At 40.1% G+C, this 26784-nt stretch carries 25 protein-coding genes and 2 tRNA genes; 8 read left to right on the forward strand and 19 right to left on the reverse strand.

Features of this window, described 5'->3' with window-relative positions; genetic code table 11:
- Positions 1-34: 34 nt before the first annotated feature.
- The 5 genes from ppsA to hpf form a co-directional block, all read right to left on the reverse strand.
- A complete protein-coding gene (gene ppsA, locus CFPU101_RS09860) occupies positions 35-2521 on the reverse strand; it encodes a phosphoenolpyruvate synthase (protein ID WP_206815185.1) in 2487 nt (828 codons plus the stop codon).
- Between the two features lie 86 nt (positions 2522-2607).
- The gene (locus CFPU101_RS09865) at positions 2608-3600 is read right to left on the reverse strand and encodes a pentapeptide repeat-containing protein (protein ID WP_206815252.1); all 993 of its coding nucleotides are present in this window, start codon (positions 3598-3600) and stop codon (positions 2608-2610) included.
- Positions 3601-3613: 13 nt separating this feature from the next.
- Entirely contained in the window at positions 3614-4774 is a 1161-nt protein-coding gene (locus CFPU101_RS09870; RefSeq protein WP_206815186.1) for a hypothetical protein, read from the reverse strand.
- Between the two features lie 109 nt (positions 4775-4883).
- The gene (locus CFPU101_RS09875; RefSeq protein WP_206815187.1) at positions 4884-5759 is read right to left on the reverse strand and encodes a hypothetical protein; all 876 of its coding nucleotides are present in this window, start codon (positions 5757-5759) and stop codon (positions 4884-4886) included.
- Positions 5760-5891: 132 nt separating this feature from the next.
- A complete protein-coding gene (hpf, locus tag CFPU101_RS09880; RefSeq protein ID WP_206815188.1) occupies positions 5892-6527 on the reverse strand; it encodes a ribosome hibernation-promoting factor, HPF/YfiA family in 636 nt (211 codons plus the stop codon).
- Between the two features lie 659 nt (positions 6528-7186).
- Here hpf and lipB point away from each other — a divergent pair.
- Positions 7187-7867, forward strand: coding sequence for a lipoyl(octanoyl) transferase LipB (lipB, locus tag CFPU101_RS09885; protein WP_206815189.1), 681 nt, complete (start codon positions 7187-7189; stop codon positions 7865-7867).
- Here lipB and CFPU101_RS09890 read toward each other — a convergent pair.
- Complete coding sequence (locus CFPU101_RS09890; protein ID WP_206815190.1) at positions 7838-8524, reverse strand: GDSL-type esterase/lipase family protein; 687 nt, start codon at positions 8522-8524, stop codon at positions 7838-7840. The two genes, lipB and CFPU101_RS09890, sit on opposite strands and share 30 nt — an antisense overlap.
- Positions 8525-8758: 234 nt before the next feature.
- Here CFPU101_RS09890 and CFPU101_RS09895 point away from each other — a divergent pair, with 234 nt between their 5' ends.
- From CFPU101_RS09895 to CFPU101_RS09910, 4 genes are all read left to right on the forward strand, one after another.
- Entirely contained in the window at positions 8759-8986 is a 228-nt protein-coding gene (locus tag CFPU101_RS09895; RefSeq protein WP_206815191.1) for a DNA-directed RNA polymerase subunit omega, read from the forward strand.
- A 19-nt stretch (positions 8987-9005) separates the two neighbouring features.
- A complete protein-coding gene (locus CFPU101_RS09900; protein WP_242577851.1) occupies positions 9006-9578 on the forward strand; it encodes a hypothetical protein in 573 nt (190 codons plus the stop codon).
- Between the two features lie 2 nt (positions 9579-9580).
- Entirely contained in the window at positions 9581-9949 is a 369-nt protein-coding gene (locus CFPU101_RS09905) for a DUF1818 family protein (RefSeq protein ID WP_206815193.1), read from the forward strand.
- A gap of 46 nt (positions 9950-9995) precedes the next feature.
- A tRNA-Pro gene (locus tag CFPU101_RS09910) sits at positions 9996-10069 on the forward strand.
- A 90-nt stretch (positions 10070-10159) separates the two neighbouring features.
- Here the strand turns inward: CFPU101_RS09910 and CFPU101_RS09915 are convergent.
- Positions 10160-10846 (reverse strand): CPBP family intramembrane glutamic endopeptidase, encoded by a 687-nt coding sequence (locus CFPU101_RS09915; RefSeq protein WP_242577853.1) that lies wholly within the window; start codon positions 10844-10846, stop codon positions 10160-10162.
- 166 nt (positions 10847-11012) lie between these two features.
- The gene (gene clpS / locus CFPU101_RS09920) at positions 11013-11300 is read right to left on the reverse strand and encodes an ATP-dependent Clp protease adapter ClpS (protein ID WP_206815253.1); all 288 of its coding nucleotides are present in this window, start codon (positions 11298-11300) and stop codon (positions 11013-11015) included.
- Positions 11301-11969: 669 nt separating this feature from the next.
- Here clpS and CFPU101_RS09925 point away from each other — a divergent pair.
- From CFPU101_RS09925 to CFPU101_RS09935, 3 genes are all read left to right on the forward strand, one after another.
- Entirely contained in the window at positions 11970-13886 is a 1917-nt protein-coding gene (locus CFPU101_RS09925; RefSeq protein ID WP_206815195.1) for a peptidoglycan DD-metalloendopeptidase family protein, read from the forward strand.
- A gap of 95 nt (positions 13887-13981) precedes the next feature.
- Positions 13982-14053: transfer RNA gene (locus CFPU101_RS09930), tRNA-Met, on the forward strand.
- Between the two features lie 323 nt (positions 14054-14376).
- Positions 14377-14859, forward strand: a complete 483-nt coding sequence (locus CFPU101_RS09935) for a hypothetical protein (protein WP_206815196.1) — start codon at positions 14377-14379, stop codon at positions 14857-14859.
- A gap of 17 nt (positions 14860-14876) precedes the next feature.
- Here the strand turns inward: CFPU101_RS09935 and CFPU101_RS25970 are convergent, their stop codons facing one another.
- The 11 genes from CFPU101_RS25970 to CFPU101_RS09990 form a co-directional block, all read right to left on the reverse strand.
- The gene (locus CFPU101_RS25970) at positions 14877-15455 is read right to left on the reverse strand and encodes an L-lactate permease (RefSeq protein ID WP_206815197.1); all 579 of its coding nucleotides are present in this window, start codon (positions 15453-15455) and stop codon (positions 14877-14879) included.
- Positions 15377-16543, reverse strand: a complete 1167-nt coding sequence (locus CFPU101_RS09945) for an L-lactate permease (protein WP_206815198.1) — start codon at positions 16541-16543, stop codon at positions 15377-15379. Before CFPU101_RS09945 ends, CFPU101_RS25970 begins: the two co-directional genes overlap by 79 nt.
- A gap of 122 nt (positions 16544-16665) precedes the next feature.
- Positions 16666-17691: a 2-hydroxyacid dehydrogenase gene (locus CFPU101_RS09950; protein WP_206815199.1), complete on the reverse strand. Its 1026-nt coding sequence runs from the start codon at positions 17689-17691 to the stop codon at positions 16666-16668.
- Between the two features lie 92 nt (positions 17692-17783).
- Complete coding sequence (gene eno / locus CFPU101_RS09955; protein ID WP_206815200.1) at positions 17784-19073, reverse strand: phosphopyruvate hydratase; 1290 nt, start codon at positions 19071-19073, stop codon at positions 17784-17786.
- A gap of 57 nt (positions 19074-19130) precedes the next feature.
- Entirely contained in the window at positions 19131-20228 is a 1098-nt protein-coding gene (locus tag CFPU101_RS09960) for a glycerol dehydrogenase (protein WP_206815201.1), read from the reverse strand.
- A 120-nt stretch (positions 20229-20348) separates the two neighbouring features.
- Positions 20349-20987 carry a histidine phosphatase family protein gene (locus tag CFPU101_RS09965; RefSeq protein ID WP_206815202.1) on the reverse strand — a complete coding sequence of 213 codons (639 nt, stop codon included), beginning with the start codon at positions 20985-20987 and terminating at the stop codon, positions 20349-20351.
- 123 nt (positions 20988-21110) lie between these two features.
- Positions 21111-22283, reverse strand: coding sequence for a transaldolase (locus CFPU101_RS09970; RefSeq protein ID WP_206815203.1), 1173 nt, complete (start codon positions 22281-22283; stop codon positions 21111-21113).
- Between the two features lie 76 nt (positions 22284-22359).
- The gene (gene gap, locus CFPU101_RS09975) at positions 22360-23382 is read right to left on the reverse strand and encodes a type I glyceraldehyde-3-phosphate dehydrogenase (RefSeq protein ID WP_206815204.1); all 1023 of its coding nucleotides are present in this window, start codon (positions 23380-23382) and stop codon (positions 22360-22362) included.
- 1117 nt (positions 23383-24499) lie between these two features.
- Positions 24500-25018, reverse strand: a complete 519-nt coding sequence (locus CFPU101_RS09980) for a zinc ribbon domain-containing protein (protein ID WP_206815205.1) — start codon at positions 25016-25018, stop codon at positions 24500-24502.
- A gap of 142 nt (positions 25019-25160) precedes the next feature.
- On the reverse strand, positions 25161-25517 hold the full coding sequence (locus tag CFPU101_RS09985) for a hypothetical protein (RefSeq protein ID WP_206815206.1): 357 nt from the start codon (positions 25515-25517) through the stop codon (positions 25161-25163).
- 256 nt (positions 25518-25773) lie between these two features.
- On the reverse strand, positions 25774-26784 hold the full coding sequence (locus tag CFPU101_RS09990; RefSeq protein ID WP_206815207.1) for an RNA-guided endonuclease TnpB family protein: 1011 nt from the start codon (positions 26782-26784) through the stop codon (positions 25774-25776).

The following is a 26784-nucleotide window of genomic DNA, read 5'->3' on the forward strand; positions in this document are numbered from 1 at the left end:
AAGCTAGGGTGAACTGAAGCCCACCCCAAAAACCCTAATTTTGTCCTTTCTCAACTTCTGCAACCATTAATAATGTTTTCAGGACAGAATCAGGATTTAAACTCATTGAATCAATCCCTAATTCAACCAAAAATTGAGCAAATTCTGGATAATCGCTAGGTGCTTGTCCACAAATTCCAATCTTACGACCTTTGGCTTTAGCAGTTTCAATAGCCATTTTGACCATCCGTTTTACCCCTTCATTTCGTTCATCAAATAGATGAGAAACTAAAGCAGAATCTCGGTCAATTCCTAATGTTAATTGTGTTAAATCATTGGAACCAATCGAGAAACCGTCAAAGATTTCGGCAAAGCGATCGGCTAAAATAACGTTACTGGGTAATTCGCACATCACATAAACTTGTAAGCCATTTTCACCCTGTTTTAATCCATGTTTAGCCATCTCTTCAATGACTCGTTTTCCTTCTTCGGGAGTGCGACAAAACGGAATCATCGGAATAACATTCGTTAACCCCATTTCATTCCGTACAATTTTCATTCCTTGACACTCGAGTGCAAACGCTTCTTGGTAAGATGGATCGTAGTAACGCGCTGCACCACGCCATCCTAACATCGGGTTTTCTTCTTCGGGTTCAAACTGACGACCTCCTAAAAGATTAGCGTACTCATTTGATTTAAAATCAGACATTCGCACAATGACAGGTTTAGGATAAAATGCGGCTGCAATCATGGAAATACCACGCGCTAATTTATCGATGAAAAATTGTGGTTTATTGTCGTAGTGTTTCGTAATTTCGGCGATTTCTGCTTGTAGATATTTGTCTTCTAGTTCATTAAACTTCAGCAACGCCATCGGGTGAATTTGGATGTGATTGGCGATAATAAACTCTAATCGGGCTAAACCGACCCCATCTGACGGAAAACTCGCAAAAGAAAAGGCTTGCTCTGGATTACCAATATTCATCAGAATTTGGGTTCGTGTTCGAGGTAAGTTATCTAATGCTGTTTCCTTAATCTCAAAAGGTAATAACCCCTCATACACCTTACCTTCTTCCCCCTCACAACAAGATACTGTCAATTCTTGTCCTGTTTTGATGAGTTCCGTTGCTTGGTTACTCCCGACAATTGCAGGAAGTCCCATTTCACGCGCTATGATGGCTGCATGACACGTTCTCCCACCTTGGTCGGTAATAACTGCGCTGGCCTGTTTCATTATCGGTTCCCAGTCGGGGTCTGTGCGTTTGGTGACTAAAACTTCGCCTGGTTGGAATTGATGAATTTGTGAGGGTTCTAGGATGACTCGTGCTTTTCCTTGTCCAATGGCGGCTCCGACACTACGACCTGTGGCTAATACTCGGCTACGTTGTTTGAGTTGATAGAGTCGTAGAACATTGCTTGTTTTGTTCGATTGTACGGTTTCGGGACGCGCTTGTACGATATAAAGGTCGCCTGTTAAGCCATCTTTAGCCCATTCAATATCCATCGGGCTATAGGTTCCTCGAACGTTTGAGTAATGATCTTCGATTTGAATGGCCCAACGTGCCAGGGTTAATATTTCTTCATCACTTAGACAGAATTGTTCTCGTTCTGCGCGACGAACTTCTATATTCTTGGTTAGTTTGGTGCCACCTGTGTCATAGACCATTTTCAGGGCTTTACTACCCAGACGTTTTTCTAAGATGGGTTTATAGCCTTCTTTTAAGGTCGGTTTAAAAACAAAGTATTCATCGGGGTTAACGTTGCCTTGGACGACGTTTTCGCCTAACCCATAAGCAGCAGTTATTAGGGCTGCATTTTTAAATCCTGTTTCGGTATCAATTGAGAACATAACCCCAGAAGTCGCAAGATCAGAACGTATCATTTTTTGTACTCCTACCGAAAGGGCTACCGAAAAATGATCAAAGTGATTATGATGGCGATAGGAAATAGCACGATCGGTAAACAGTGAAGCAAAGCATTGATGACACGCTTCTAGTACGCCTCGAATCCCCTGGACATTGAGATAGGTTTCCTGTTGTCCTGCAAAACTCGCGTCGGGTAGGTCTTCTGCGGTGGCACTCGAACGGACGGCTACATCAACACATTTTTCAATATATTCGATGTCTGGATTTTCGCAATTGATATCACCACAGCCATAACGTTCGCCTAAAATACCATAGGCTTTTTGGATTGCTTGAGTGAGATCATCGGGAAAAGGAGTATTTAATATTAATCTTCTGGCTTGCTGACCTTTCTCTTGTAAATTTCTAACATCATTAACATCAAGATCTTTAAAAAGTTTTCTAAGTTTAGCTTCTAACCCTGCTGATTCAATAAAGTAATGATATGCTTTTGAAGTTGTCGCAAAACCTGTAGGTACATTAATTCCTTTTGGGGTTAATTGTTGAATCATCTCGCCCAATGAGGAATTTTTACCACCTACTAAATCGACATCTTTACTATTTACTTCTTCAAACCAGAGAATTAAGGCGTTATTTCTTGAGGATGGCGCAGCATTAGATTGAGGTGAGGAAATAACCATCTCTATTTTAAACTCCTATGCTTTAATCTCTCTAGTCTAGCGAGTTTTTTCAGAGATGATCCCCAGTTTTATAATAATTATTTACATCAATTATTAACTCTGCCATCTGGCATCGTAGCACCTCGCAAATTTACGCCCGTTAAATTGGCACTCATTAATTCAGCACGAGTTAAATTAGCATTTCTTAAGTCCGCACCTGTTAAATTGGCTCTAGCAAAAAAAACTTCTATTAATTCAGCCTCAACAAAATTAGTCCCCGATAAATTGGCACGACTCAGATCAGCATGATTCATTCTGGCTAAACTTAAATTAGCTTGACTTAAATTAGCACGACTGAGCATTGCATGAGTCATAATCGCACTTTGAAAATTCCCGCCCATAACTTCGGTGTGCATCATTTTCGCCCGAACTAAATTGGCACCAGATAAGTTAGCACCCACTAATTTAGCACCCACTAAATTCGCATCTGTTAATAAAGCACCTTTCAAATTAGCACCACTTAAATCGGCTTTTCTTAAGTCAGCATCTCTCAGATTAACTTCTTTTAAATTAGCACCACTTAAATTAGCCCTAGCTAAGTCAACTCCTTTCATATTTGCGCCTTGTAAATCAGCTTTATATAAATTAACTGCTTGTAAATTGGTGTTATAACTTTTCTTTTCTTGGCGCATATTAGTTCCTCGTAAACAAGCACCTGTTAAATTAGCACCACTTAAATCGGCACCTCGTAAATCGGCACCAATTAAATTAGCATCTAATAATATTGCTAAAGTGATATCTGTTTCTCTTAAATTTGCACCCTGTAATAAGACACCATGTAAATTTGCACTGCGTAAATCCGCCCCACTTAAATCCGCTTGATTTAAGCTTGCTCCACTTAAATTCGCACCGACTAAATTGGCTTGTGTTAAGATAGCTCGATTGAGATAAGAAAATAATAAATTTGCGCCATGTAAATCGGCTTCATTTAAAGTTATTCCAATTAAATCAGCACCGACTAAGTTAATTCCAGGTAATTTTGAGCCACTAAAAATAGTTTCCCCAGAAGCATATCTATCAATTAATTCTTTTTTATTCATCATTAAATTTTCCTTAGATAATCCGTTGTAAAGCTTGAACAATAATGCCAGCAGTTTGTAAACTGGTATCTTGCTCAGGTAGCCGTTTTGCCGCCACATAAAGTCGCGATTCTATTTCTTTTAATGGGCAATTTTTTTGTAATAATTGTTCTAATAAATCATCTAGTGTATAACTACTCAAAGTTGACCAATCTTGCCCGCTTTGATCCCAAGGATGAAACAATACAGAATATAAAATAATTTTGGCTCTAAGGGGATTGGTAAACTGCACTATATCTAAGTGTAATTCAAAAGGATCATAATCTCGACTTAAAGCGTTATTAGTCGTTATTGAAGGAGGGGTTGTAGGTTTAACTAAATTTAATTCTGTAACGATTTGAGATTCATGACAATCAATAATTAGAGTATCCTGTTTAGACGCATTAACCGATGACTTAACGCTTGGTTGAACATGAATAATTTGTGTATCATAAACTTGTGCTTCGTTTAATTGAATTGGAATATATAAACTATTCATTTGGTCGATGATTAAATCAGCGATCGCTACATATAATGTTTTTTTATTAATATTTTCGGCAATGCGATATAAACTCTCTTTTAATTTAAGTTTTGTTGGATTGTTTTGACGTAAAGTCCAAATTAAATTTTTTAAGCCATAACTATCAATAATTTCTAAATGATTTTCCCATTTATTTTTAGCAGTAGCAAAAATCAATTTTTTAAGACGTTCAATTTCTGGATGATTGGCTAAATTATTAATAATTTTTTCTAAAATAATTTGTTCTTCACTCAAATTTTGCTCAACACAGTCTAGATTAGCTGTTGTTTCGATCTCTGAAGAGACAAACTCAGTTTTATGGATCAATGTCGCTGGAGTATTACTATATAATTTTCCGACTTCATCAATAATTACTTTAGCAACCGCCGCATAGACTTTAGGACGATTTAAAGTTTTAACAAGCTTGTAAACCGAAAAAGTTAATTGTTCATTAGAAGGCTTTAAATAAATTAATTCTTGAATTAATGCTTCTGTAGAGACACTATTAACAATATTGGGGTCATTCTCCCAATATTTTTTACAAATGCAAAAAATGAGTTTTTTAATCCGAAGTGTTTCTTCATGGGTATTTAGATATTGAACGACTTCATCGAAGACGCTTGCTGACAGTTGCATAGTAACCTCAAAGAAGCAGTGAGCGATATTCTCTTCCTTTATTTAAAGAGTACCCATTGAGCGCGTAACTATTAACTGCTTCCTTAAGTGAATTTGATCAAGAGGTGGGTTAATCTGGCAATGGACGACCTTTGGGTTCAGGTAGGACAGGATAGGGTTGATACGGCATTGGAATATACTGAACTGAAGGACGACCCCCTTGAGGTTGGGGATATAATTCCATTAAGTCATAGATAGATTTAGGAAGCCCTACGGTGATGGGTAGTCCTAATGCGGTGGCTTCTTCGACAGTAATCGGACAATCATGGGTAATTTGTCCTGTCGTCAGTTTATCAATAATAGTTTCTATATTTTCTGGTGCGATTTTGGCTTTCGGAATGTCATCGAGTAAGAGGGTTCGTACAAATCTCTGAACTTGGGCCTGTGCTTTTTTTGCTAAATCCGCCATAAGCAGGGTTTGATCGTCTATTTTATCAATGGATTTGCGTTCGACAACTGAAATAATACTTGCTGCGGCCATTCCACCTAATTGGGGGTCAACTGGGCCTAAAACGGCGTTCGCATCCATCACAATTTCGTCTGACGCGAGGGCTAACATCGTGCCACCACTCATAGCATAGTGAGGAATAAAAACGGTAACTTTAGCAGGATGACGAATTAAGGCCCTAGCAATTTGTTCAGTTGCTAAAACTAATCCCCCCGGTGTATGAAGGATTAAATCAATCGGGATATTAGGAGGGGTAAAACGGATGGCGCGTAAAACTTGTTCAGAATCTTCGATCGATATGTAGCGCGATAGGGGTATTCCTAACAAGCTGATTGACTCTTGACGGTGGATCAAAAGAATAACACGGCTTTTTCTGGATTGTTCAAATGTTTGTAGAGTACGAAGGCGTTGAAATTCGATGCGACGACGTTGCACAAGGGGTTGAATGGCAGAAATAAGAAAGAAAATGCCAATAATTTCACCAAGGCCAAATGACATAAGATTTTTTCAGTTTTGTAAAATTTGTTCGTTTTAAAAGTGATTTTACTTCTAAGACGACAAAAAAGGGGTAAAGATCATCCCAAGGATAAATCTTTTGCCCCATTGTTTATAAACTATCCACTACAAAACTTAAAGGGCTGTTTTTCCGTTACCGTTGCCGTTGCTGTGTCCGTTGCTATGACCATTTCCATTGGCTAAACGGGGTTGGATCACACCATAGCCGCCATGATTTCGACTGTAGATAACATTGATTTCATGGGTATCTCGGTTGAGAAACATATAAAAATCGTGATCGACTAATTGAAGTTGTACTAAGGCTTCATCAATTGACATCGGTGGCATGGCAAAATATTTCATTCTGACGACTTCTTGAGGAAGTTCGGGTAAACGATCGCCAATTTCTACGGGTTGCGTTTCTACTTCTGTCCCTAATTCTCCTGCTGGGATCAGGACATGACTTTTCTTATCTTGATGTCGTTCTTTATATTTACGAAGTTGTCGGGCAATTTTATCAGACACTAAATCGATACTTGCATACAAATTTTCACTACCTTCTTGAGCCCGTATTACAGTTCCGTTAGCATATACGGTGACTTCTGCTTTATGTCTGTCGGCAATTCGCGCATTCCGTTCTACTGATAAATGTACGTCTACCTTGGTCGTTATTGCTTGAAAATGTTTAACCGCTTTTTCTAATTTTTCCTCTACATAATCATGAATCGCTTTAGTAACAGTAATATTATTGCCCTGAATTAAAAGCTTCATAATTGATGACTCCATCTGTAATCTAGGTTTCAGTTAGGTTGAAAAGCTTGATTAACAAGTCTAAGTGATTGATTTTCACTGCCTTGTTTAGTTGTCGGATAAATATGAACCGCTCAATCTGGAATAAACCCAAATTTTGCCTTTAAATGTGATAACTTGTTTTTTTGCTCTAGCTTCAAATGCAAGTAAAACATTTAGATCTTAATAATGATCATAGAATAAATTAATCAGGTCTGATCCACTTAGCATATTGTAGATAGTGAATAGCCAACACTATTTTAGATTAGGCATTTGAAATTAAGCATTTGAGATTAGGTAATGATCCCAACTCTATTTCTTTATTTTCTGAGTTTCTTTTTCTAGAAGGATTTTGTCTAGAAAGATGTACGTTCCTCTCTTCTCTTGTTAGTTTTATTCTAAATCATTTTGTAAGATTTGTCCCTAAATTAGTTGAGGAATCCAGATTCAGGGATGGCAAAAGATGAGTTTACCTCCAAATCTATTTGATACTTTTAGATTAGCATTCTGTAGCCTATAACACATCGCTTTTTATGGTCTTTTTATTTTCCTTTGCATCCTTTTACATTCGTTAACAATTTACCACCACTCAAGTATAGTTTTAATACAATCCTGTCCAAGATATGTGTATATTTACACAAATGAATGTTTCATCACAAAGACGATGCTTATTGCAAATACAGAGCGTGGTACCTTATGCTAAGGCATGGGAAGAACAACGATCGCTAGTTGCTCAACGATTGGCTGATCCGACTCTAGATGACATCCTGTTATTACTCGAACACCCTCCAGTCTATACACTGGGAACGGGTGCAAATCTTAAGTTTCTTAAATTTGATCCTACTCAAACGACATATGAAGTGTATCGGATTGAAAGAGGTGGGGAAGTGACTTATCATTGTCCTGGGCAGTTGGTTGGCTATCCGATTCTTAATCTACGGTATTATTGTCAAGATTTACACTGGTATCTGCGACAACTCGAAGAAGTGATCATTCAACTGCTCAAGGGATATCATTTAGATGGACAAAGAATATCAGGTTTGACGGGTGTCTGGGTAGAAGGCTATAAAGTGGCAGCAATTGGAATTAAGGTGACGCGCTGGATGACGATGCACGGTTTTTCCCTTAATGTTTGTCCCGATTTAACTGGGTTTGCTGCGATCGTCCCTTGTGGGATTGAAGATAAACCCGTCGGTAGTCTCGTTCAGTTTTTACCCCATCTCACGTTAGAAGAGGTACGTCAAGATTTATTAAGATGCTTTGCTGAGGTGTTTCAGGTGCATCTCATTGATTTAAAGATGGCTGAAGGGTTCCCAGTTTAAAACGTCTTCTAGAATTGCTTGATAACCCTGTGTATTGGGATGTAGTCCATCTTCACTAAGATGTGAGCGACCCCATTCTTTACCTTTATTCATCCAAAGTTCAAATAAATCTAAATAAGGGATATTTTTCTCTAAACAGGCTTTTTTCGTGGCTTCTTTATAACGATATTGGTCAAAATGATTGTAGTAGAAGCAATCCAAAAAGGGCATTTTGCTTTCATCAACTGGAACCATCCCGATAAAAAGTACAGGACAGAGTTGTTGTGCTTGAGTAAGTAAAAGGGAGATTTGTCTAGTAAAAGTTTCAAAATCGGTAAAAGATTTACCATCAGGACGACTCAACCGCGCTGAGTCATTCACTCCCACAGAAAGAATGATTAAATCGGGAACTTTATTTTTAAGTTCTCCACGTAGGCGAAATTCTTGTTCTAGTCGATCTGCTACTTGAAAAACGCGATCGCCCCTAATCCCTAAATTATATAAAGTGTGACCATTCGTTTCGCTCCCCATCCACTGACGGCGTAAACGTTCTATCCAGCCTCCCCCAATTGGATCACCGTAACCATATACTAAACTATCTCCTAATGCCACAATCTTGAGAGGTTGTCTAGAACAAGAAAATAAAGTACGCTGATCAGGTTTAGCTAGGGATTGCATAAAATCATCACCTTTTACTAATTTTTTAACAAAATTATACAAAAATGTTTCTAAACGTTTCTTAATGTTTCTCAATATTTGAGTGGAACCTATTATATTACATGAGTCGCTTTTAAGGAAATATCTGTATTGATGTACTAAAAAAGAAAATCTATACTTTTTTGTAACCTATCTAGCCTTAAACCCCAATCGAAGTAAGCTACAATACAAGTTCACTCCATCAATATTCCGTCTATGCAGAAAAGACACACTTTTGATTCATCCCAAATTATGTATCGTGCTGACGAGTTAATGAAAGCTGCATCCAATCGGTATCGGATTACTGTACAAGTCGCCAATCGAGCTAAACGCCGACGTTATGAGGATGTTGATAGTATTGATGATCCGATGATGAAACCAGCAATTCGCGCTATTATCGAGATGTCTGACGAACTGACACAACCCGAAATCATTAGCGACTAAATTAATGAAGAGAAGTCAATTGACCCGACAATTTTGGTCATTCTTCAAAATTTTTGTGGGGATAGCCATTGGGTTATCCCTCTCGTTTGGGATCGCTCATTTAACCCACGCACAATCGATCCGTCCTGAATATGTTGCTAATATTGTTTATCAACGTCTTCCAGACATTCCTAAAGAAAATCAGTACATTCGGAACTCAACTAAAGAAGTTGATCCAGATAACACACTGATTAGTCGATTAATACGCTACAACCAAGATATACAAAAACGCCCAGTTCTATATCGTTTCGATTGGAAATTGACCCTAGCTGATTATTTAGGGGCAAATGAACCCGTAAAAGAAGAACTTTACCCTGGAAGAAATACTTTAACTGTTAATCCCTATAAAAAAGATGTAGAAGCAATTCGGAGTTTGAACCGTCGTCAACGAAATGATTTAGTAAATGTTCTAGCGAGTGTTTACAATCCGCAACAGAACTTACCTAACACTCCACAACCATCTCCACAATCATCCCCTCAACCGTCACCCGTCACAACACCCCAAAAACCTAATTTTTCTCAACCTGGGGACTCTCAGTTATTAAAACCCTAGTCATGACACAACGTTTGATTAAACAAGGGTTAGGATGGCGGATTGGTTGGAATTCCAATACAGACATTTATCGAGGGTTAGTGGGGACAGATGATTGGGCGATCGAATTAACCGAAGCTGAATTTAAAGATTTTTGTCGTTTATTTGAACAACTAGCCCTTTCTATGCAGCAAATGTCTCAAGAGTTGATGGATCAAGAACGAATCGCCTGTGAAGCCGAAAGTCATCTAATATGGCTAGAAGTAGAAGGATTCAGTAATGCTTATTCTCTCAGAATCCTGCTCTGTGAGGGTCGTCGCTGTGAGGGGTATTGGCCAGAAACGGTTACAAAAGAATTATTGCAAGCTGTTCAAACAATTTTAGTTTTTTAGTTGCTTTTTTACACCCATTTAGGTTATAGTTATAAATCGTTGACATCGGGGCGTAGCGCAGCTTGGTAGCGCACTACTTTGGGGTAGTAGGGGTCGTGAGTTCGAATCTCGCCGCTCCGATTTAATTAAAATGACTTGTAAAACAGGTTTGGTCAGATGACCAACGGTTTAGAACCTCGGATGAGTGCTAAGAATTCATCTGAGGTTCAGTCATTTTTTCATTCTGCTGTTCATTTTTGAAAACGACCAAAAGCCGAGAATACTGAGAAATAATAACCCCATTACACCTGCTAGAGGATTTTTATCAACTCCTGTAATTAAAGGAGACACGGTATTTGTATAAGTGATTAACTGTCCCACTTGAATCACATAATATCCCCAAACTAACCCGCCATGTAATCCGATACTCATGCCTAATCTACCTCGGTTACTCTGTTTTGCCCAACTAAACGTTAATCCGAGTAAAATCAAAGCGGGAAACTGAGGAAAAGTACGAATAATTTCTGTCAGGGGTTTAAGAAAATGCAACGACGCATAGAGTAATGTATTGCCCCAAATTGCCGCAGTGGGTGAATAATCTTTTTTCAGTTCATCTAAAATCCAACCCCGAAAAAACAATTCTTCAGCAAAACCAATTCCTAAAGAAACGAGTAACCCTTCTAAAATAATTCTTCCTATCGATGCAGTTGGGTTTTTAAACGTTACCCAGCCAAAAATCGCTTCAACAATGAATAGTAGCCAAACTAAAAGAAAACCAATATTTAAACCATTAATTAACTCAATTCGATTATTGTATGTCCACCCCAGACCGTAATGTCTTAAACCTGTAGGATGTTGATGAACTTGACGACTCCAACGACGCAGTAACCAAAGAAACTCAGCATATAAAATTACCATTGTCAAGATAGTGACTAAATTGGGATCAGAATGGAAAAAAAAGTAAATCGGAATGGCGAAAGGGAGCCATAGCGAGACTAAAATTAGGATGAAAATGCCCAGCCTTAAGGGTGCTGGGTAATTAGCTAGACGTTTATTAAACACTATTTTTGAGGATACTTATTAATTACTCATCAGGTTCAATGGTACTGCTTAAGCCATGTGCTTTTAACGTTTCGCTGTAAAACTCCGCGTGTTCTAAAGCGCAAGTAATTACTAAAGCTAACCCATTGGTATGAGCTTCCATCATAATATCAACCGCTTGAGGTTGAGTCATTCCTGCGATCGTTTGCATGAGAGTTTGTACAACGTGCTCCATCGAATTATAGTCATCATTATGGAGTAGAACTCGATATCGGGGTGCTGGTTTACGAACGGTTGAGGTTGAACGTTTCTCTATAACTTCTGTAGAAATCATTTTTTTCTTTTCTTTGGTAGGGATTGAGTTAGAGAACATAGACCACTTCTTATCATAATCAAAGTTTTGCTATTCAGGCAGCCATAATTAGTCTGAATTGGCCTGTTGTTGTTACATCGAGCAACGAATTGGGAATAATGAATCCAAGAAGCTTGTTTGAGCAATCAATGATTGAGCCATCAATCTAAATATTGCTTAAATTGGCGATGGGCCAAGTTATTCGTGATGGTAATAATAAGAAATTTGTATAAATAATCGATACAAACGCTTGAAACCATCAATTTAACTTATAAAATTGCTTGAGAAATAAAACGTCATTTTTCAGGATTAGCACCGAAAAACAGTCGTTTTATAGGATTGACAGAAACATTATTCGATTAAGAGCGTCTAACAATCCATTCCAAAAATCTGTCCCCAGAACGAGGTATTGAATTTAAGGGAATCATTAGACAGGCTTGTCTAAATTGTAAAACTAAGCTAACCTTTCATAGATATCATTGCAATAGTTTATTTTTAAGTGAGGTGTTTAACACTATTATTTAAACAAGCTCAAGCAAAAACTCTGTAAAAAAAGCGTAATTATCATAGAGCACACACTCATCGAGTCATATTAAACACTTATGGGTTGATGACACACGCTCAAGGTTTATTTTGAAAGAGGCACGTATGAAAAAAATGGTAACAACTCCCTCATCTGTAACAGAATCCACCGAATATACCACCGATTTTTTGACTCATTCGTCAGAAGCAACGATCGCCATTAATGAGGGAGCAAGCCGCATTCGCTGTTCACTACTTCTGGGTTTAGCAATTTCGATGGGAGCATCTAGCTTTTTGGTGGTTAACTCAAGTCAAGCTGCTTTCGCCGCAGACGTTACACCGCTCGAAACAACTTCAATCGAGAAAAACGACTCAAACCCATCACTGATCATTAATGGGTCGATCTCCCCTCAACAGCACGAAGTTAAACCAGGTGAAACGCTTTTTTCACTGTCTCAAAACTATCATATTGAACCCGAAGCGATCGCCGAAGTCAACAACATCAGCCCGCAAACTGATTTAGTCGTCGGACAAACGATCAAAATTCCTACATCTGAAAATCAATTATCGACCCGACCCGAAAAAATATCATCTGTCGCGCTGGATCAATCCCTTAATAATCTTAAAGAAAGCCGCCGAAAATTGCAGGAAAGCCTCGCGGCCTTACGGTCTAATCAAATCATCGAACAACCTACATTACTCGCCGAAGCCCCCACATCTGAAGAAGCCACCGTACAACGCGCTAGTGATCCCATTGCTGAAATTGATGAATCTTCCTCACTAGCTATAGAATTAAATCGTCCCATTCCAATTGCTGTACCAACTCCAAATACAGACAGCATTCAAGTTTCTGATGAACCCACGCTGATTAGAGTTCCAGAAGTGACAACAACTACCGAACCACAAACGACTTTATCAAGTCAACCCATAAAAGTAGAAGAGTCTAGTTCAGTAGTCCCTCAAGAAACTTCAACTCAAACCAGTGTTGCTTTACAAAGTCCTAAACTGATCACACCGACTCATGAAACCCTGTATCAAGTACAGCCAGGAGATACTATTCAAACGATCGCCCAATCTCACGGCATCTCAGTACAAGCATTAAGCGAAGCCAATCAGATTACAGATCCTAATACGATTAAGGTTAATCAATCTTTGATTATTCCCTCAAATTTTCAACAGTCGAGCTTTAAGCGCAAACTTCCACCCGTTCCCTCAGTTAAACCTATTACGGCGACCCCCGTCACTACCACATCCGAGACAGCCATCGCCGCACAACCCGTTAAGATTAATGTAGAATCGGCGACACCAACCTATACCGAGAAATTACGAGATGACTTCGCTCATTTGGAGCAAATCGAAGAACCGTCAACTCAATCAAATCAAGTTTCTGTCAGTATTCCTGTTGATACTGACATTTCTGAAACTCCACAACCTCGTAATTCAGAGTGGGATAGCTCCAGAAATTCAGCCTTTAAACGTCCTCAAAATATTGAAGCCAAACCGACTAGCAGTGAACCGACTATTGTAGGAACAGCCGCCATTCAAGTTGAGCCTTATCTGGATGATCTGCGAATTCCAGTCGGAACTACTGTAGACCCTGAAATCCCATCTCTGCCTAATCCTAATCAATATTTACCCGATACTCAACCCACACTTCAAAACTTTATTTGGCCCGCGAAAGGTACCTTAAGCTCTGGTTTTGGCAGACGTTGGGGACGAATGCACCGAGGAATTGATATCGCGGCTCCAGTTGGAACACCTATCATTGCGGCAGCTAGTGGAGAAGTGATCTCATCGGGCTGGAATAATGGGGGTTACGGCAATTTGGTTAAAGTTCAACACGCCGATGGTAGTATCACTTTGTATGCTCACAATAGCCGTTTGTTAGTACGTCGTGGACAACAAATTCAGCAAGGACAACAAATTGCTCAAATGGGTAGCACAGGATTTAGTACAGGGCCTCATCTCCATTTTGAAGTACATCCGAATGGAAAAGGTGCTGTCAATCCGATGGCTTTTCTACCCAAGAAAGAGCGTCGTTAGAATTGTGGGAAAGTTAAATGCTTTCCCTTTTTACCGAAAAAAAGTTGTTCAAAAGTTTCAACTTTGTTGTATAATTAAATATTGTGGAAAGAAACGGCTCAGTAGCTCAGTGGTAGAGCAGGGGACTCATAAGCCCAAGGTCGCAAGTTCAACTCTCGCCTGAGCCATTTTAAAATGTACAGTAACAGATTAATGTCGCGGTAGCAACTTAGATCTTGATCAGCCTAAAAGATTGGATTAAATGGTTGAGCCACTGTTGTAATTCTGTAATATGTCTAATAACGAAACTTTAAAAAGTGAAAAATAACTGTTCAATAAACGACACAAGCCGACACAGAAACTCAAAATTTCGACGAAAAAACGCTGAAAATGCTCAAGTTTATGATTTATTTCGTTATTTTATTTCACCTCATCAAAAATTAATCTAACAATCCTCATCAATTGCTAAAAAAAATGCTAGATTTAACATTAAGAATTTTGATACGGCAAGATGATGAACTCAGAACAAGACGAGAAAGATCGTGAACTACTAAAAGATGTCATGGCGGGTCGTACTTTTACACTTGCTGATCTGATTGCCAAAGAAGGAGGAGATTTTTTAAAGGGTGAATCTCCAGTACCAAAATTATTACAGGTTAAAACCGAACTCAATTTATTGATTAAAGAAAATGTGTCTGACTCACTAGGAGCCTTTAAAGCTACCCTACAAGACCTAATAGAAGAGAACGAATTAAAAATAGCCAAAAACTTAGATCAGCCTTTAATCGTTTTAGTTAAAATTATAGAATCATTAATTAATAATCCTAACTTATTTTATGAATTTGTCAGACGAGTTGATATGAAATGGGGTCAAATTTATGGGAAACGTCCTCATTTTCAAACCCCAGGTGATCCACCTCATCCAGATGATGATTATACTCATGAATCAGTCCGCCAAAAGCTTGTTGATTTTTTAAATATTTTGAAAGCTTAATCATAAATCTTCTATATCTAAAGAACAAAGACAGCAAAAACACCAAGTAAACCAGCAAATATTAAATATAAAATGACTGGAAGTAATAACTGACGGAGCAAGATGCCCTCCCGACCCATTAATCCGACCGTTGCAACCGCAGCAACAATGTTTGAGACAGCAATCATGTTTCCTGCGGCGGCTCCTACACCTTGCAATGCCAGAATAACTGATGTTGAAGCATCGATTTGTCTAGCCACCCCAAACTGAAATAAAGAGAACATCATATTGCTGACGGTAGTGCTTCCAGCAACAAAAGAACCCATCAGTCCAATGACAGGGGCAAAGAACGGCCAGACTTGACCCCCTATACTAGAAACCCCATCTGCTAGAGTAAGGGGCATACTGGCTAGTCCTGAAGCATTCACGTCAGAGTTGATAAAAACTTGAGCCATTGGTACGGATGCACCAATCGCTAAGGCGGTTCCCAGAAGCTTCTGCCCCGCTCCAGCGATCGCTCGTTTCATCTGCTCGATTTTCATGTGATGCAGAAAGTAAGTGAGGCACACCACCAAGAGAAAGACGGTCGCTGGAAGAAAAAGCGGCTTTGTCGCCACAGTAACATCTGTTCCAAAAATATTAGAAAAGCGAATCTCGATCGCTTGAAGCCACTCATCAACGGCAAATATCGGGTACGGGAAAGTACCAGAAATAGTCCCAGCAACACATAGGGTAGCCAAGCGTGCAACGCCGTCATTTTCACTGGTGTATTTGAAATTTCATAACTGGCGGTTCCCATCCAAGTAGTCGGCCATTGAGTGCGATCGGGAAAGTCCCAGATTTCCTTCGGGGCCAAAAATCCTCGCTTGGCAGCAGGAATTACGATCGCCAATCCCACCAGCCCCCCAAATAGAGAGGGGAACGCTGGGCCAAGCAAAATAGCAGTCAGTGCGTAGGGAATCACAAAGGCGAGTCCAGCAAATATGGCAAACTTAGCAACGCTTAGGCTATCTTTCCAAGATTTGCGCTTACCAAAATAGGCATTTAGGGTTATGACTAACAGCAGGGGAATAAACATTCCAATCACACCCTGAATGATTGCCGTCTTAGCACCAATAAGATTCAGATAATCAGAGAAATTCGACCCTAAGCGGGCAACTTCTTGCTCAACCGCCTCAGCACCTTCCAAACCGCTATTAATACCAATAAAAATCGGAGTTCCCACTGCTCCAAAGGGAGAAGCCGTACCTTGGGTGAGCAACAATGCTAGTACGGCTGCCATTGGGGGAAACCCAATCGCCACCAAAAGCGGTACACAAATTACGGCTGGAGTCCCAAAACCCGAAGCCCCCTCAATAAAATTGCCAAATAACCAAGCAATCAGGATCACTTGAATTCGACGATCGCTAGAAATACCTAATAAGCCTTGACGAATTTTGCTAATCGCTCCCGACTCTTGTAAGGTGTTTAGCAACAAAATAGCACCAAAGACAATGTAGAGAATTTCCAAAGTGACGATCAGTCCTACCACCGTTGAAGCAGCAACTTGGATAAAAGGCACTTTCCAGAGCAGCAGTGCAATGATCACTGTTACTAGGTAAGTAACGGGCATTGCCTGAGTAGCTGGACGATTGGCAACCACTAAGAGCAAAAAAGCGGTTAGAATCGGCGTAAAGGCCAGCAGCGAGTAGAGGGCTAGTTGCATAGTTGACTCTAAATAGGGTTAGGAACAAGGTTGACCATAATTGTATGAATTTTTTTTGATGATTAATGATTGTGGAAAAACATGGGGGGTAGAGCTTTTGCGCCCTTTACAAAGACTTGTTATTAAACAGGTGCTTTTGCAGAAGCAGAAGGCTTATAAACGACTTCATTTTTCAAAGGTTGCCCTTGTTCAAAATCAGTAATATTAGATAAGGTGGTAGTAGCGATACTATAAAGAGCCTCTTGAGTAAAGAATCCTTGATGAGCCGTAATTACAACATTGGGAAATGATTGTAGTAATTGAAAAGTATCATCTTGAATGATGGTGTCAGACAGATCTTGGAAAAATAGAGCTTCCTCCTCCTCGTATACATCAATACCAAGGTGACCAATTTTGCCAGATTTAATCCCTTCAATTGCTGCGGCAGTATCAATTAAGCCACCACGACTGGTATTAATTAGCATCACACCAGGCTTCATTTGCTCAATCGTATTTGGATTGATTAAATAATGGGTCGTGCTCATCAATGGACAATGCAAAGAAATAATATCTGAGTTTGCCAGTAACTCAGGTAAAGTAACATAACGGGCATTTGCGAGTGCTTCAAATTGAGAATTAGGGTAAGCATCATAGCCCAGCAATGAACAACCAAAACCCTGCATGATTTGAGCAAATATCATACCGATCTTGCCCGTCCCCACTACACCAACGGTACGACCATTTAGATCGAAGCCAAGTAACCCTTCTAGGGAAAAATTGTCATCTCGAACACGGTTGTAGGCTCTGTAAAGTTTTCGGTTTAGCATTAGCACTAAGCCAACTGCGAGTTCAGCAACGGCATAAGGAGAGTATGCAGGTACCCGCACGACTTTAATTCCTAATTCTGCTGCTCGCTTGAGATCAACTTGATCGAATCCAGCAGAGCGGAGTGCTAGAATGCGAGTCCCATTAGAAGCGAGAATCTCCAGTGTTGTTGCGTCGGCAATGTCATTAACGAATTTACAAACGGCGGGGAAACCTGCTGCTAGTGCGGCGGTATTGGAGTTGAGTTGGGTATCAAAAAACGTCAAATCGTGATGATAGTCAGCATTGACCGCTTCAAAAGACTGGCGATCATAGGATTTGGTACTAAAAAAAGCAACTTTCATAAGACAAATTGAAGGTAAATGCGATCGCTATTGTTGGTAATTAATTCAGAGACAGTATAGAATTCTCAAACTGTCTCCGTAAATGAATAGGCTTACTTACGTTTGAAGGCTGCCATTCCAGCGTAATGAGCCTTGCTACCCAATTCCTCCTCAATCCGAAGTAACTGATTGTATTTAGCGAGACGCTCACCCCGACAGGGCGCACCCGTTTTAATTTGACCTGCATTAGTAGCTACGGCTAGATCTGCAATAAAATCATCAGTGGTTTCGCCAGAGCGATGGCTGATCATACAAGTGTAACCACCCGCTTTCGAGTCGTTAATGGCGTTGAGCGTTTCGGTAATTGAGCCAATCTGATTAACTTTTATTAAGGAGGAGTTACCGACCTGATCAGCGATCGCCTGTTTGATAATTTTGGGATTGGTGACAAAGATATCATCGCCGACTATCTGGATGCGATCGCCTAAACGCTGGGTTAACAGTTGCCAGCCTTGCCAATCTTGCTCGCCCAAACCATCCTCAATCGAAATGATCGGATACTGATTGACCCAACTTTCCCATAATTGAATAATGTCTTCGGTGCTTTTCTTGCTTTGATCAGACTTATAAAACAAATAACTACCATCTTCTTGATAGAGTTCGGTAACTGCGGGATCGAGGGCCAAGCAGACTTCAGTGCCAGCTTTAAGTCCAGCTTTTTCAATCCCTTGCATAATGACTTCGATCGCTTCTACATTGTTTGACAAATGGGGTGCAAACCCTCCTTCATCACCCACACCTGTGCTGTATCCTTTTTTCTGTAGAACTGATTTTAAGGCATGGAAAATATCGGCTCCCCATTCGAGGGCGATTGAAAAAGTAGGCGCACCCACGGGAACGACCATAAATTCTTGAAAATCGATATTATTATCAGCATGAGCCCCGCCATTAATCACGTTGAAGCAAGGCGCAGGCAATAGATTCGCAGAGTCTCCGCCCAAATGCCGATAGAGGGGAATTTTTTTAGATGAAGCAGCCGCACGAGCGATCGCCATCGATATTCCTAAAATGGCATTAGCTCCCAGATTTTTTTTGTACTCAGTGCCGTCTAAGTCCAGCATTTTGTTATCAACAGCCGTCTGGTCGGCTGCATCCATTCCCATCAAAGCAGAAGCAAGTTTAGTGTTGACATTAGCCACAGCTTGTAGTACACCTTTACCATCGTATCGCTTCGGATCACCATCGCGCAATTCTAAGGCTTCGCGGCTTCCTGTGGATGCACCAGAAGGAACGGCTGAACGTCCTAGGCTGCCATCTTGTAAAATAACATCGACTTCAACAGTCGGATAACCGCGAGAATCTAAGATTTCTCTAGCATGAATGGATTGAATATTTGTGTTCATTATTTTTACCCAAATTTAATTAAAACAATAAAGATTGGAAACAGAATGGCACTCATATTAAATAGATGATTTGCGTCTTTTCCCCTCTGCATCTGCTGCTTTGAGTGAGGAGAATACTAGATCTGGAGTCACAGGGATGGGTTCATTGTGAATAGTTTCACCCTCTAGACATGATGCTTGAGCCACTTTCATGAGCTTTTCGTCACTTATTTCACTTAATCCGATGTCGGCTAATGTGGTTGGCAGACCAATTGATTCGCAAAAACTGTAAACCTCATCGATGGTTTTGATTGGCTTGTCTGTTAAAAATAGTGAAGTGAGTGTGCCAAAAGCCACCTTTTCACCATGATAGTAATGATGAGTTTGTTCTAGTACAGTCAGTCCATTGTGGATGGCGTGGGCGGCTGCAAGTCCAGCACTCTCGAAACCCAAACCACTAAGAAGTGTATTTGCTTCGACAATGTGATCCAGAGCAGGTGTTACGATGTGAGTCTCACAAGCTGTCTTTGCTGTCAACCCATATTCTAAAAGAGTTTCGTAGCACAGTTTTGCCAATGAATAGGCTGTTCTAGAGCCAAGATCCCCAGTCATGTTAGGAGCGTATTTCTTCATACAGGATTCGGCTTCAAACCAAGTAGCAAGAGCATCTCCCATTCCAGCAATCAGAAAGCGCACTGGTGCATTAGTGATAATCTGTGTGTCCATTAACACAAGATTAGGACTGTGGGGTAGAAATAAGTAGCGTTTGAACTCACCTTCGCTCGTATAGATGACAGATACGGCACTACATGGGGCATCACTGGCTGCAAGAGTAGGGATGATGACAACGGGTAACTTAGCCTCATACGCTACTGCTTTGGCTGTGTCCATGGTTTTGCCACCACCTAATCCCACGACAAAATGAAATTTCGCCTCGTGGATTATATTAAGTAAGCGATTAATCTCTTCGTCTGAACACTCGCCGCCGAATTTCTCAATAAATACATCGACTCCATCTTTCATATAGGGTTCAAAATCTGAAAGGAGTTTCTCATATACAAAGGAATCGCAGATCACAATTCCCTTTTCTCCATATCGTGATAACTCCTCGCCGAGTCTTTTCCTCGCGTCTCTACCTTGAACATAGCGTCCAGGAAATATAGTGGTACTGAGCATGGTTTATTTCCTCTTAATCGTTTTTGAGATATTCATGTAACGCTTTTAATCCGAGAAGATACACCAGAAAAAACAGTAATATTAATGGAGTCACCTTGCTCAGATTCACACACCTGTTGATCATGCTTCCTCACGAGCCTGCAATTCTTTAGTCAAATGAGTGCGATCGCCGAGTCGTTGGAGCAATGGGCCATATGTACTAAACTTCACCACACTAACTGAACCCACTCGCATTTCTAGGCGATCTCGATAACGTCCTAAATCGATGCCCAGTAAATTACAAAGAATAATCCGAATCGTCGTTTTATGAGAAACGATCAAAACATTGCCATCGGAGTATTTCGCTTCAATTTCTGCGATGACTGATAAGGCTCGGCTTAATACTTCTACGGCTGTTTCGCCACCAGTCGGAGGATTCCAAGACGGTTCGGTCATCCAATTGATGCAATCATCAAGATAATGCTCTCTAACCCAATCTGGGGTTTGTCCTTCCCACTTGCCAAAATCCATCTCTTTGAGTCCAGAGCGTAGTTGCATTTCGACTTTATTCGCTTCACACAAGGGTTGAGCAGTAGCGATCGTTCGTTTCATAGGACTGACATAAATTCCCGCCCAAGGTAAGGCTTGATATGCTGCCGCGAAAGCTTGGGCCATCCGTATTCCTTCTGGAGTGAGTTCAGGGTCACTAATGCCACTGTAGGCTCCCGACTGGCTATAGGATGTTTCCCCATGTCGTAGAAGATATAATGTCAAACTCATTGGTGGGTGGCTCTAAAATCTCAATATTAAAGGAAAACTGTGTGAGAAATGAGAATTGATTATTGTAGGTTAGTTTGAGATGGCACAACTCAACCTACAAGGGAAGTTATTTGAGCCACAATTTTAAACGGCTGTCATTTGGAAGGTGGCTCCCAATGCTGCCATCATTTCATCTGGCGTGATTCTGCCATCACTATCAAGATCGAGCGCATCAAAAATAGCATCTAATCCCATCCATTCTTCGCGAGTGATAAAGCCGTCCTCATCGAAATCGTATGCGGCAAAGATATTAGTTGCAGCAACGCCGACTTTGGCTCCGCTTTCGAGTTGGGTCAGACGGTTTGCTAGAAACATCTCCAAAGATTCTAGAGCTTTGCTAAACCCTTTAATCCCTTCGGCAAGTTTTTCGGTTGCCATGTGATTATCGGCGTGCATTTTGTCAAAAGTGGCTTGGTCAATGGACATTTTTTCAATATCCATTTTTGCCGCCAAATCGGGGTCAAGTTTGCGGGTTAATTCTCCAGTCGTTTCCTGCAACTGGGTCAATTGTTTAGGGCCAATTGTCAGCAAGTCACAGCCTGCTAATTCAGTAACTTGGCTAATTTTACGGAAACTGGCACCCATGACCTCAGTAGGGTAGTCAAATTTTTTGTAGTAGTTGTAGATACGGGTAACGGATTGGACTCCAGGATCGTCGGCTCCTTCGTATTGCTGACCTGTGTTTTTAGTGTACCAATCGGTGATCCGTCCAACGTAGGGTGAAATGAGCGTGGCTCCCGCTTCGGCACAGGCGATCGCTTGATGAATGCCGAACAACAGCGTCATATTCGATTGAATACCTTCTTTTTCTAGGATTTCGCCAGCCTTAATCCCTTCCCAAGTCGCGGCGATCTTGATCATGACACGTTCGCGGGGTGTGCCAGCTTTTTCAAATTCAGAGAGCAGAAAACGACTTTGCCTAACCGTAGCTTCGGTGTTGTAGGAAAATCGCGGATCAGCTTGAACCGAAACACGTTGCGGCACAATGTCTAGAATTCTTTTACCAAAGGAGACCGCGAGGCGAGCAAAAGCCAGTCCAGCGATTTCTTTTTTAGTTGCACCCGATCCTGCATCTTTTTTCGCTTGAAGTATCGTTTCATCGACGATTTCTCGATATTCTGGCATTTGAGCCGCCGTCGCAATTAGTGAAGGATTGGTGGTGGCATCTTGAGGCATAAATTTCTGAATGGCTTGCAGATCACCTGTATCGGCTACTACAACGGTGTATTTTTTGAGTTGTTCAAGTAAATTTGGCATAGTTAGATCCTTAGTTCAATGTCGATGTACAGTTGGGCTTGAATAATTCTTTGTTTGCACACGGAGTCGTTCACAGCTAGAACAGACCTTCTTTTTTAGCCATATACAGCATCAGATCGATGACTCTTGCTGAGTAGCCCCATTCGTTGTCATACCACGCCAATACTTTATAGAAGTTGGAATTTAAAGCAATTCCAGCTTTAGCATCGAAGATACTGGAGTGAGGATCGTTGTTGAAGTCGGTAGAAACTACTTCTTCGTCGGTGTAGCTCAGGACTCCCTTTAGTTCTCCGTTTGCTGCTACTTTCATTGCTGCACAGATGTCTTCGTAGGTGGTTGCTTGTGTCGTCTTAAAGGTTAAGTCCACCACTGAAACATTAGGGGTTCCGACTCGGAACGCCATGCCCGTCAGTTTGCCTTTGAGTTCGGGCATCACGAGGGCTAACGCTTTGGCGGCTCCAGTAGAGGATGGGATAATGTTTTGGCTCGCTCCTCGTCCACCTCGCCAGTCTTTTTTACTGGGGCCGTCTACGGTTGGCTGAGTTGCCGTCATGGCGTGAACGGTAGTCATCAAGCCTTCGGCAAGACCAAAGTTTTCATGTATCACTTTGACTACTGGAGCTAAACAGTTAGTTGTGCAGCTTGCGTTAGAGACGATCGCATCTTTAGCGGGATCGAATTCTTGGTGATTCACACCTACAACAAAGGTACGAACACGATCTGGGTCTTTAGTTGGAGCAGATATAACAACTCGTTTTGCTCCAGCTTTTAAGTGATTTTCGGCTCCTTCAAGGGTGGTAAAAAGTCCCGTAGATTCTACTACATAATCGGCTCCCAGTTTGCCCCAAGGGAGTTCGGCTGGATTTCTAATCGCCATACAATGAATAAAGTGCCCATTGATTTCAATTCCATCTTCTTTAGCCTCTACTGTGCCTTTGTAGGTGCCGTGTGTAGAATCGTATTTGAATAAGTAAGCTAGATTGTCCGCAGGAACTAAATCATTTACACCGACGATTTCAACTTCAGGATGATCCATTGCAATTCGAGCAACTAACCGTCCGATACGACCAAAGCCATTAATGCCAATTTTAAGTGTCATGGCGAGTCTCCTGATTAAGATAAGTTTAAATTGTTGTTTGATTAGCTATACTTTGAAACTTCCGTCTTTACCGAGGGAGTTTTTGGTGCTGTTCTGACGATAGATAATCATTAATTGTTATGTCATGATGATTTTTCGTGGAAATTCTAAGCAACTTGCCCTGAATGTAAAACAGGTGATCTAAAAATGCTCCCTTCAGACTTTCGACGCTCATTCGAGTGTCCTTATCTTCAATCTGAATATTGTTGGTTGTCATGCTAACCATAAATAGTGTTGCTACTGTTTCTATTAGTTCCCTAGATTGGAAATTAAGGTTGATGTATAGCCTTTACAGTTGATTAATGCCATCACTTAAATTGTTTTTTTGGCTGTATTAATGCTTTTAAAAAAACAACTTATTTTAGTACAAGGATTTCTGATAAAGGTTACCTAAATTTTATATCCAGTCAGATAAATAAAATCTTAATTTATTATAAAGTTTAATCTTTAAACAATATTGATTTTTTTAAATGTTAGTTATAACCTACTTCTTAAATTAACATAAGTTTGTAAATATAGTATTAAATAAATTTTGACAAAGCCTTGTATCGTAGAACACTTATATTATAAGTTATTCAGTTTATTCAATGTGATTGCGTGATCAGATCATAATTTTGGCTTGAGTAACTTATGAAATATTTTTTAATACTACAGCCATTAACTAAGTTTAATCAAGTTTAAAAAATTAAGCAAAAAGTTTTAAAAAAACTTATTAACAAAATGTTAGAAAAAATGATTTTCAACCGCTTTAGACACAATTGAAGCTATTGGATAGTACAGAATCAGTGAAAAATCTAAAGACCCTGAAAGATGAGAATCGGGACTCATTACCCTAGTTTTATAATTTTGCGCTCAGTATAGTTTAAATCTTTTTTGGATTTCTCTAAAATTATGCACTACTGTATATCCAATTTTGTGTTTTGAAAACCCTGTCTCATAGTAGAAATAAAAACGATCGCGGTTGAAGCATATATAGTAAAGATGTCTAATCCGCGATCGCCGATACTCACTAGCGATTATTATTAACTTTAAAAGACCATCACGTTAACGACTAGCGTAAATTTACGCAAATTTGTTTTTAGGTTAAGGAATGACCGCAATTAGCGCAGAAGCGATCATTTGAATTGACTTTCGCACCACATTGACTACAAAAGTTCGGTGTTTTCACGGATGGTGATCCCATTTTTAACTCCATGTCACCCATTTTCATTTCCATCGTGTTAAGATTCATTTCCATGTTGCCCATTTTTAATGGCTGCATAGGTTGCATGGGTTTCATTGAACTAACAGGCTTTTTTTCGGTCGGTTTGATCGGTAGCGGTTCATTTTGTTCGCTTGATAAAGTTTCTTTTGACACACTCATACTGCTACCTTGAATCAAGATATTGTATTCTCCTGTCGCAGTAGTAATTTTAACGATCGTCCCGCGAGAAGTCTGATTAACTTGCGGTGGTGTCGTCCATGTTCCTGTTTGATATCCGCTACTTGCTTGCTGTTGTTGTCCGCTACTACCACTTGATAGGGTAACAAAGGTTTGATTTGCCGAATTTTCTAAATATAGGGTTTGACCTGTACCCAGTTCACAAACATAAGACATAATGATTAAGTATAAAGTGCTGCTTCTTTTTAGTCTAAGCAAAAAAATTTTCTTGCTGCCTACTCTTAATAAGATGTGACTTTATAATTAATAAGGGTCTGGAAACCCCAAACCCTTCAAATTTATAGTTCTGTAATATGGACTATTCGGGTAAAACCTGACGGATTCGTTGTTCTAAACGTTCTAGGTCTAACCCCCCCTCATCGCGGGTAATGCGTCGTACTGTAGAATTGACATGACCTAACTCTAACAGCAAATCTTGAAGAATTTCCTGTTGTTGACGCGCTTGGGTGACTTCTTGTGGTTCTTGTACCAAATCGCGAATTAGGGTATCTTCAGCACGAGAGGCGATAATAGGTTGTATTTGTCCTTGAATATAAACAAAGCTTCTTCGTCCTGGCCCTCTGTCCTCATCTACGGGGATCACTGCTGTAACTTGATCCGAACGAATGTACTTACCGTAACCTAGGTGAACAAGTACTGATTGCTGTATTTTCATGCTGCTCTCTTTTCTAACCTTCTTCTATTATACTTGTTTCAAAATGGCTTTTAGAGTATACACAGAGCGGTTTTCACTCTATTTACAGAGCAATTACCACCCAGTGTTTTTATAAATCAAATAGCTTAACTTTCTCTAATCTCGATGAATACCTTGCTAGGAAAATTTAGTTTTTCTGGTCAGTCGAGGGAGTTTTTTTGGGAAATTTGATCTATTTGTTGACACTCCCCGCCATTTATGGTGGGGATTCTTTGTTCTACGAAGTTACTTGCTCTGACACAATTACTTGAGCCAAAGTAGGGGTATCTTCTCCCAAAGCGTTTAGGCTGTTCTCCAACCAACTTCCTGTATGCCCTACAGTAGTTAATCCTTTCTTTAAAATGTTACGTGCAGCGTTTTCGTCACGGCAAATTGTTAAACCGCAACTGCATTGATGAGTAAGTGTTGACAAGGTTTTCTTGACTATATTTCCACAATTTGAACATTCTTGACTTGTCCATTGTGGGGGAACAGCAATCGTTATTTTACCAAACTTAACTCCAAAATATTCAATCCATTTTCTGAGTTGATACCAACCTGCATCATTGATACTTTTTGCTAAATGATGATTTTTAACTAGATTCTTAATCTGTAAGTCTTCATAGGCGACAACATCGTTAGATGTCACTACGCAACGAGCTAATTTTTTGCTATGTTCTTCACGCTGCCTACTTACCTTAAGATGCAACCTAGCTAATCTGTTTTTAGCTCTTAGATAGTTATTAGAAACGGGTTGACCTTTCTTGCTCCGTCCACATGGCGAGGAAACCTCGCCGTGGGCGGTGCGCTTCTTAAATTTACGAGAAACTTGCTTTTGTAGTTTCTTCAGACGCTTTTCGGCTTGACGGTAAAATTTAGGATTTTCTTCTGTATGACCAAAATTATCGACATACAGAAATTTTAACCCTACATCTAAACCGACTGCTTTTCCTGTTGGCTCTGACTCTTGTTTTACATCTACAGATATACAGAACTGACAATAGTAGCCATCTGCACGACGAATTAATCTAACTCGCTTTATATCAGATTCGTTGTAAAAATAGATGTCTCTTGAACCAACGAGCTTTAAACGCCCTATTCCCTTTTTATCAGTAAAAGTTAAATGCTTTTTAGTTTTTACATCTAGTTTCCATCCTGACTGTTTATACTCAACTGAACGAGTATTTTTTTGTCGGGTAAGAGAGAATACGTCACCGTATCCCTCTCCCCACAGAACCGAACTTGACAA

This window comes from Chroococcus sp. FPU101 (assembly GCF_017312365.1).
Lineage (GTDB): Bacteria > Cyanobacteriota > Cyanobacteriia > Cyanobacteriales > Microcystaceae > Chroococcus.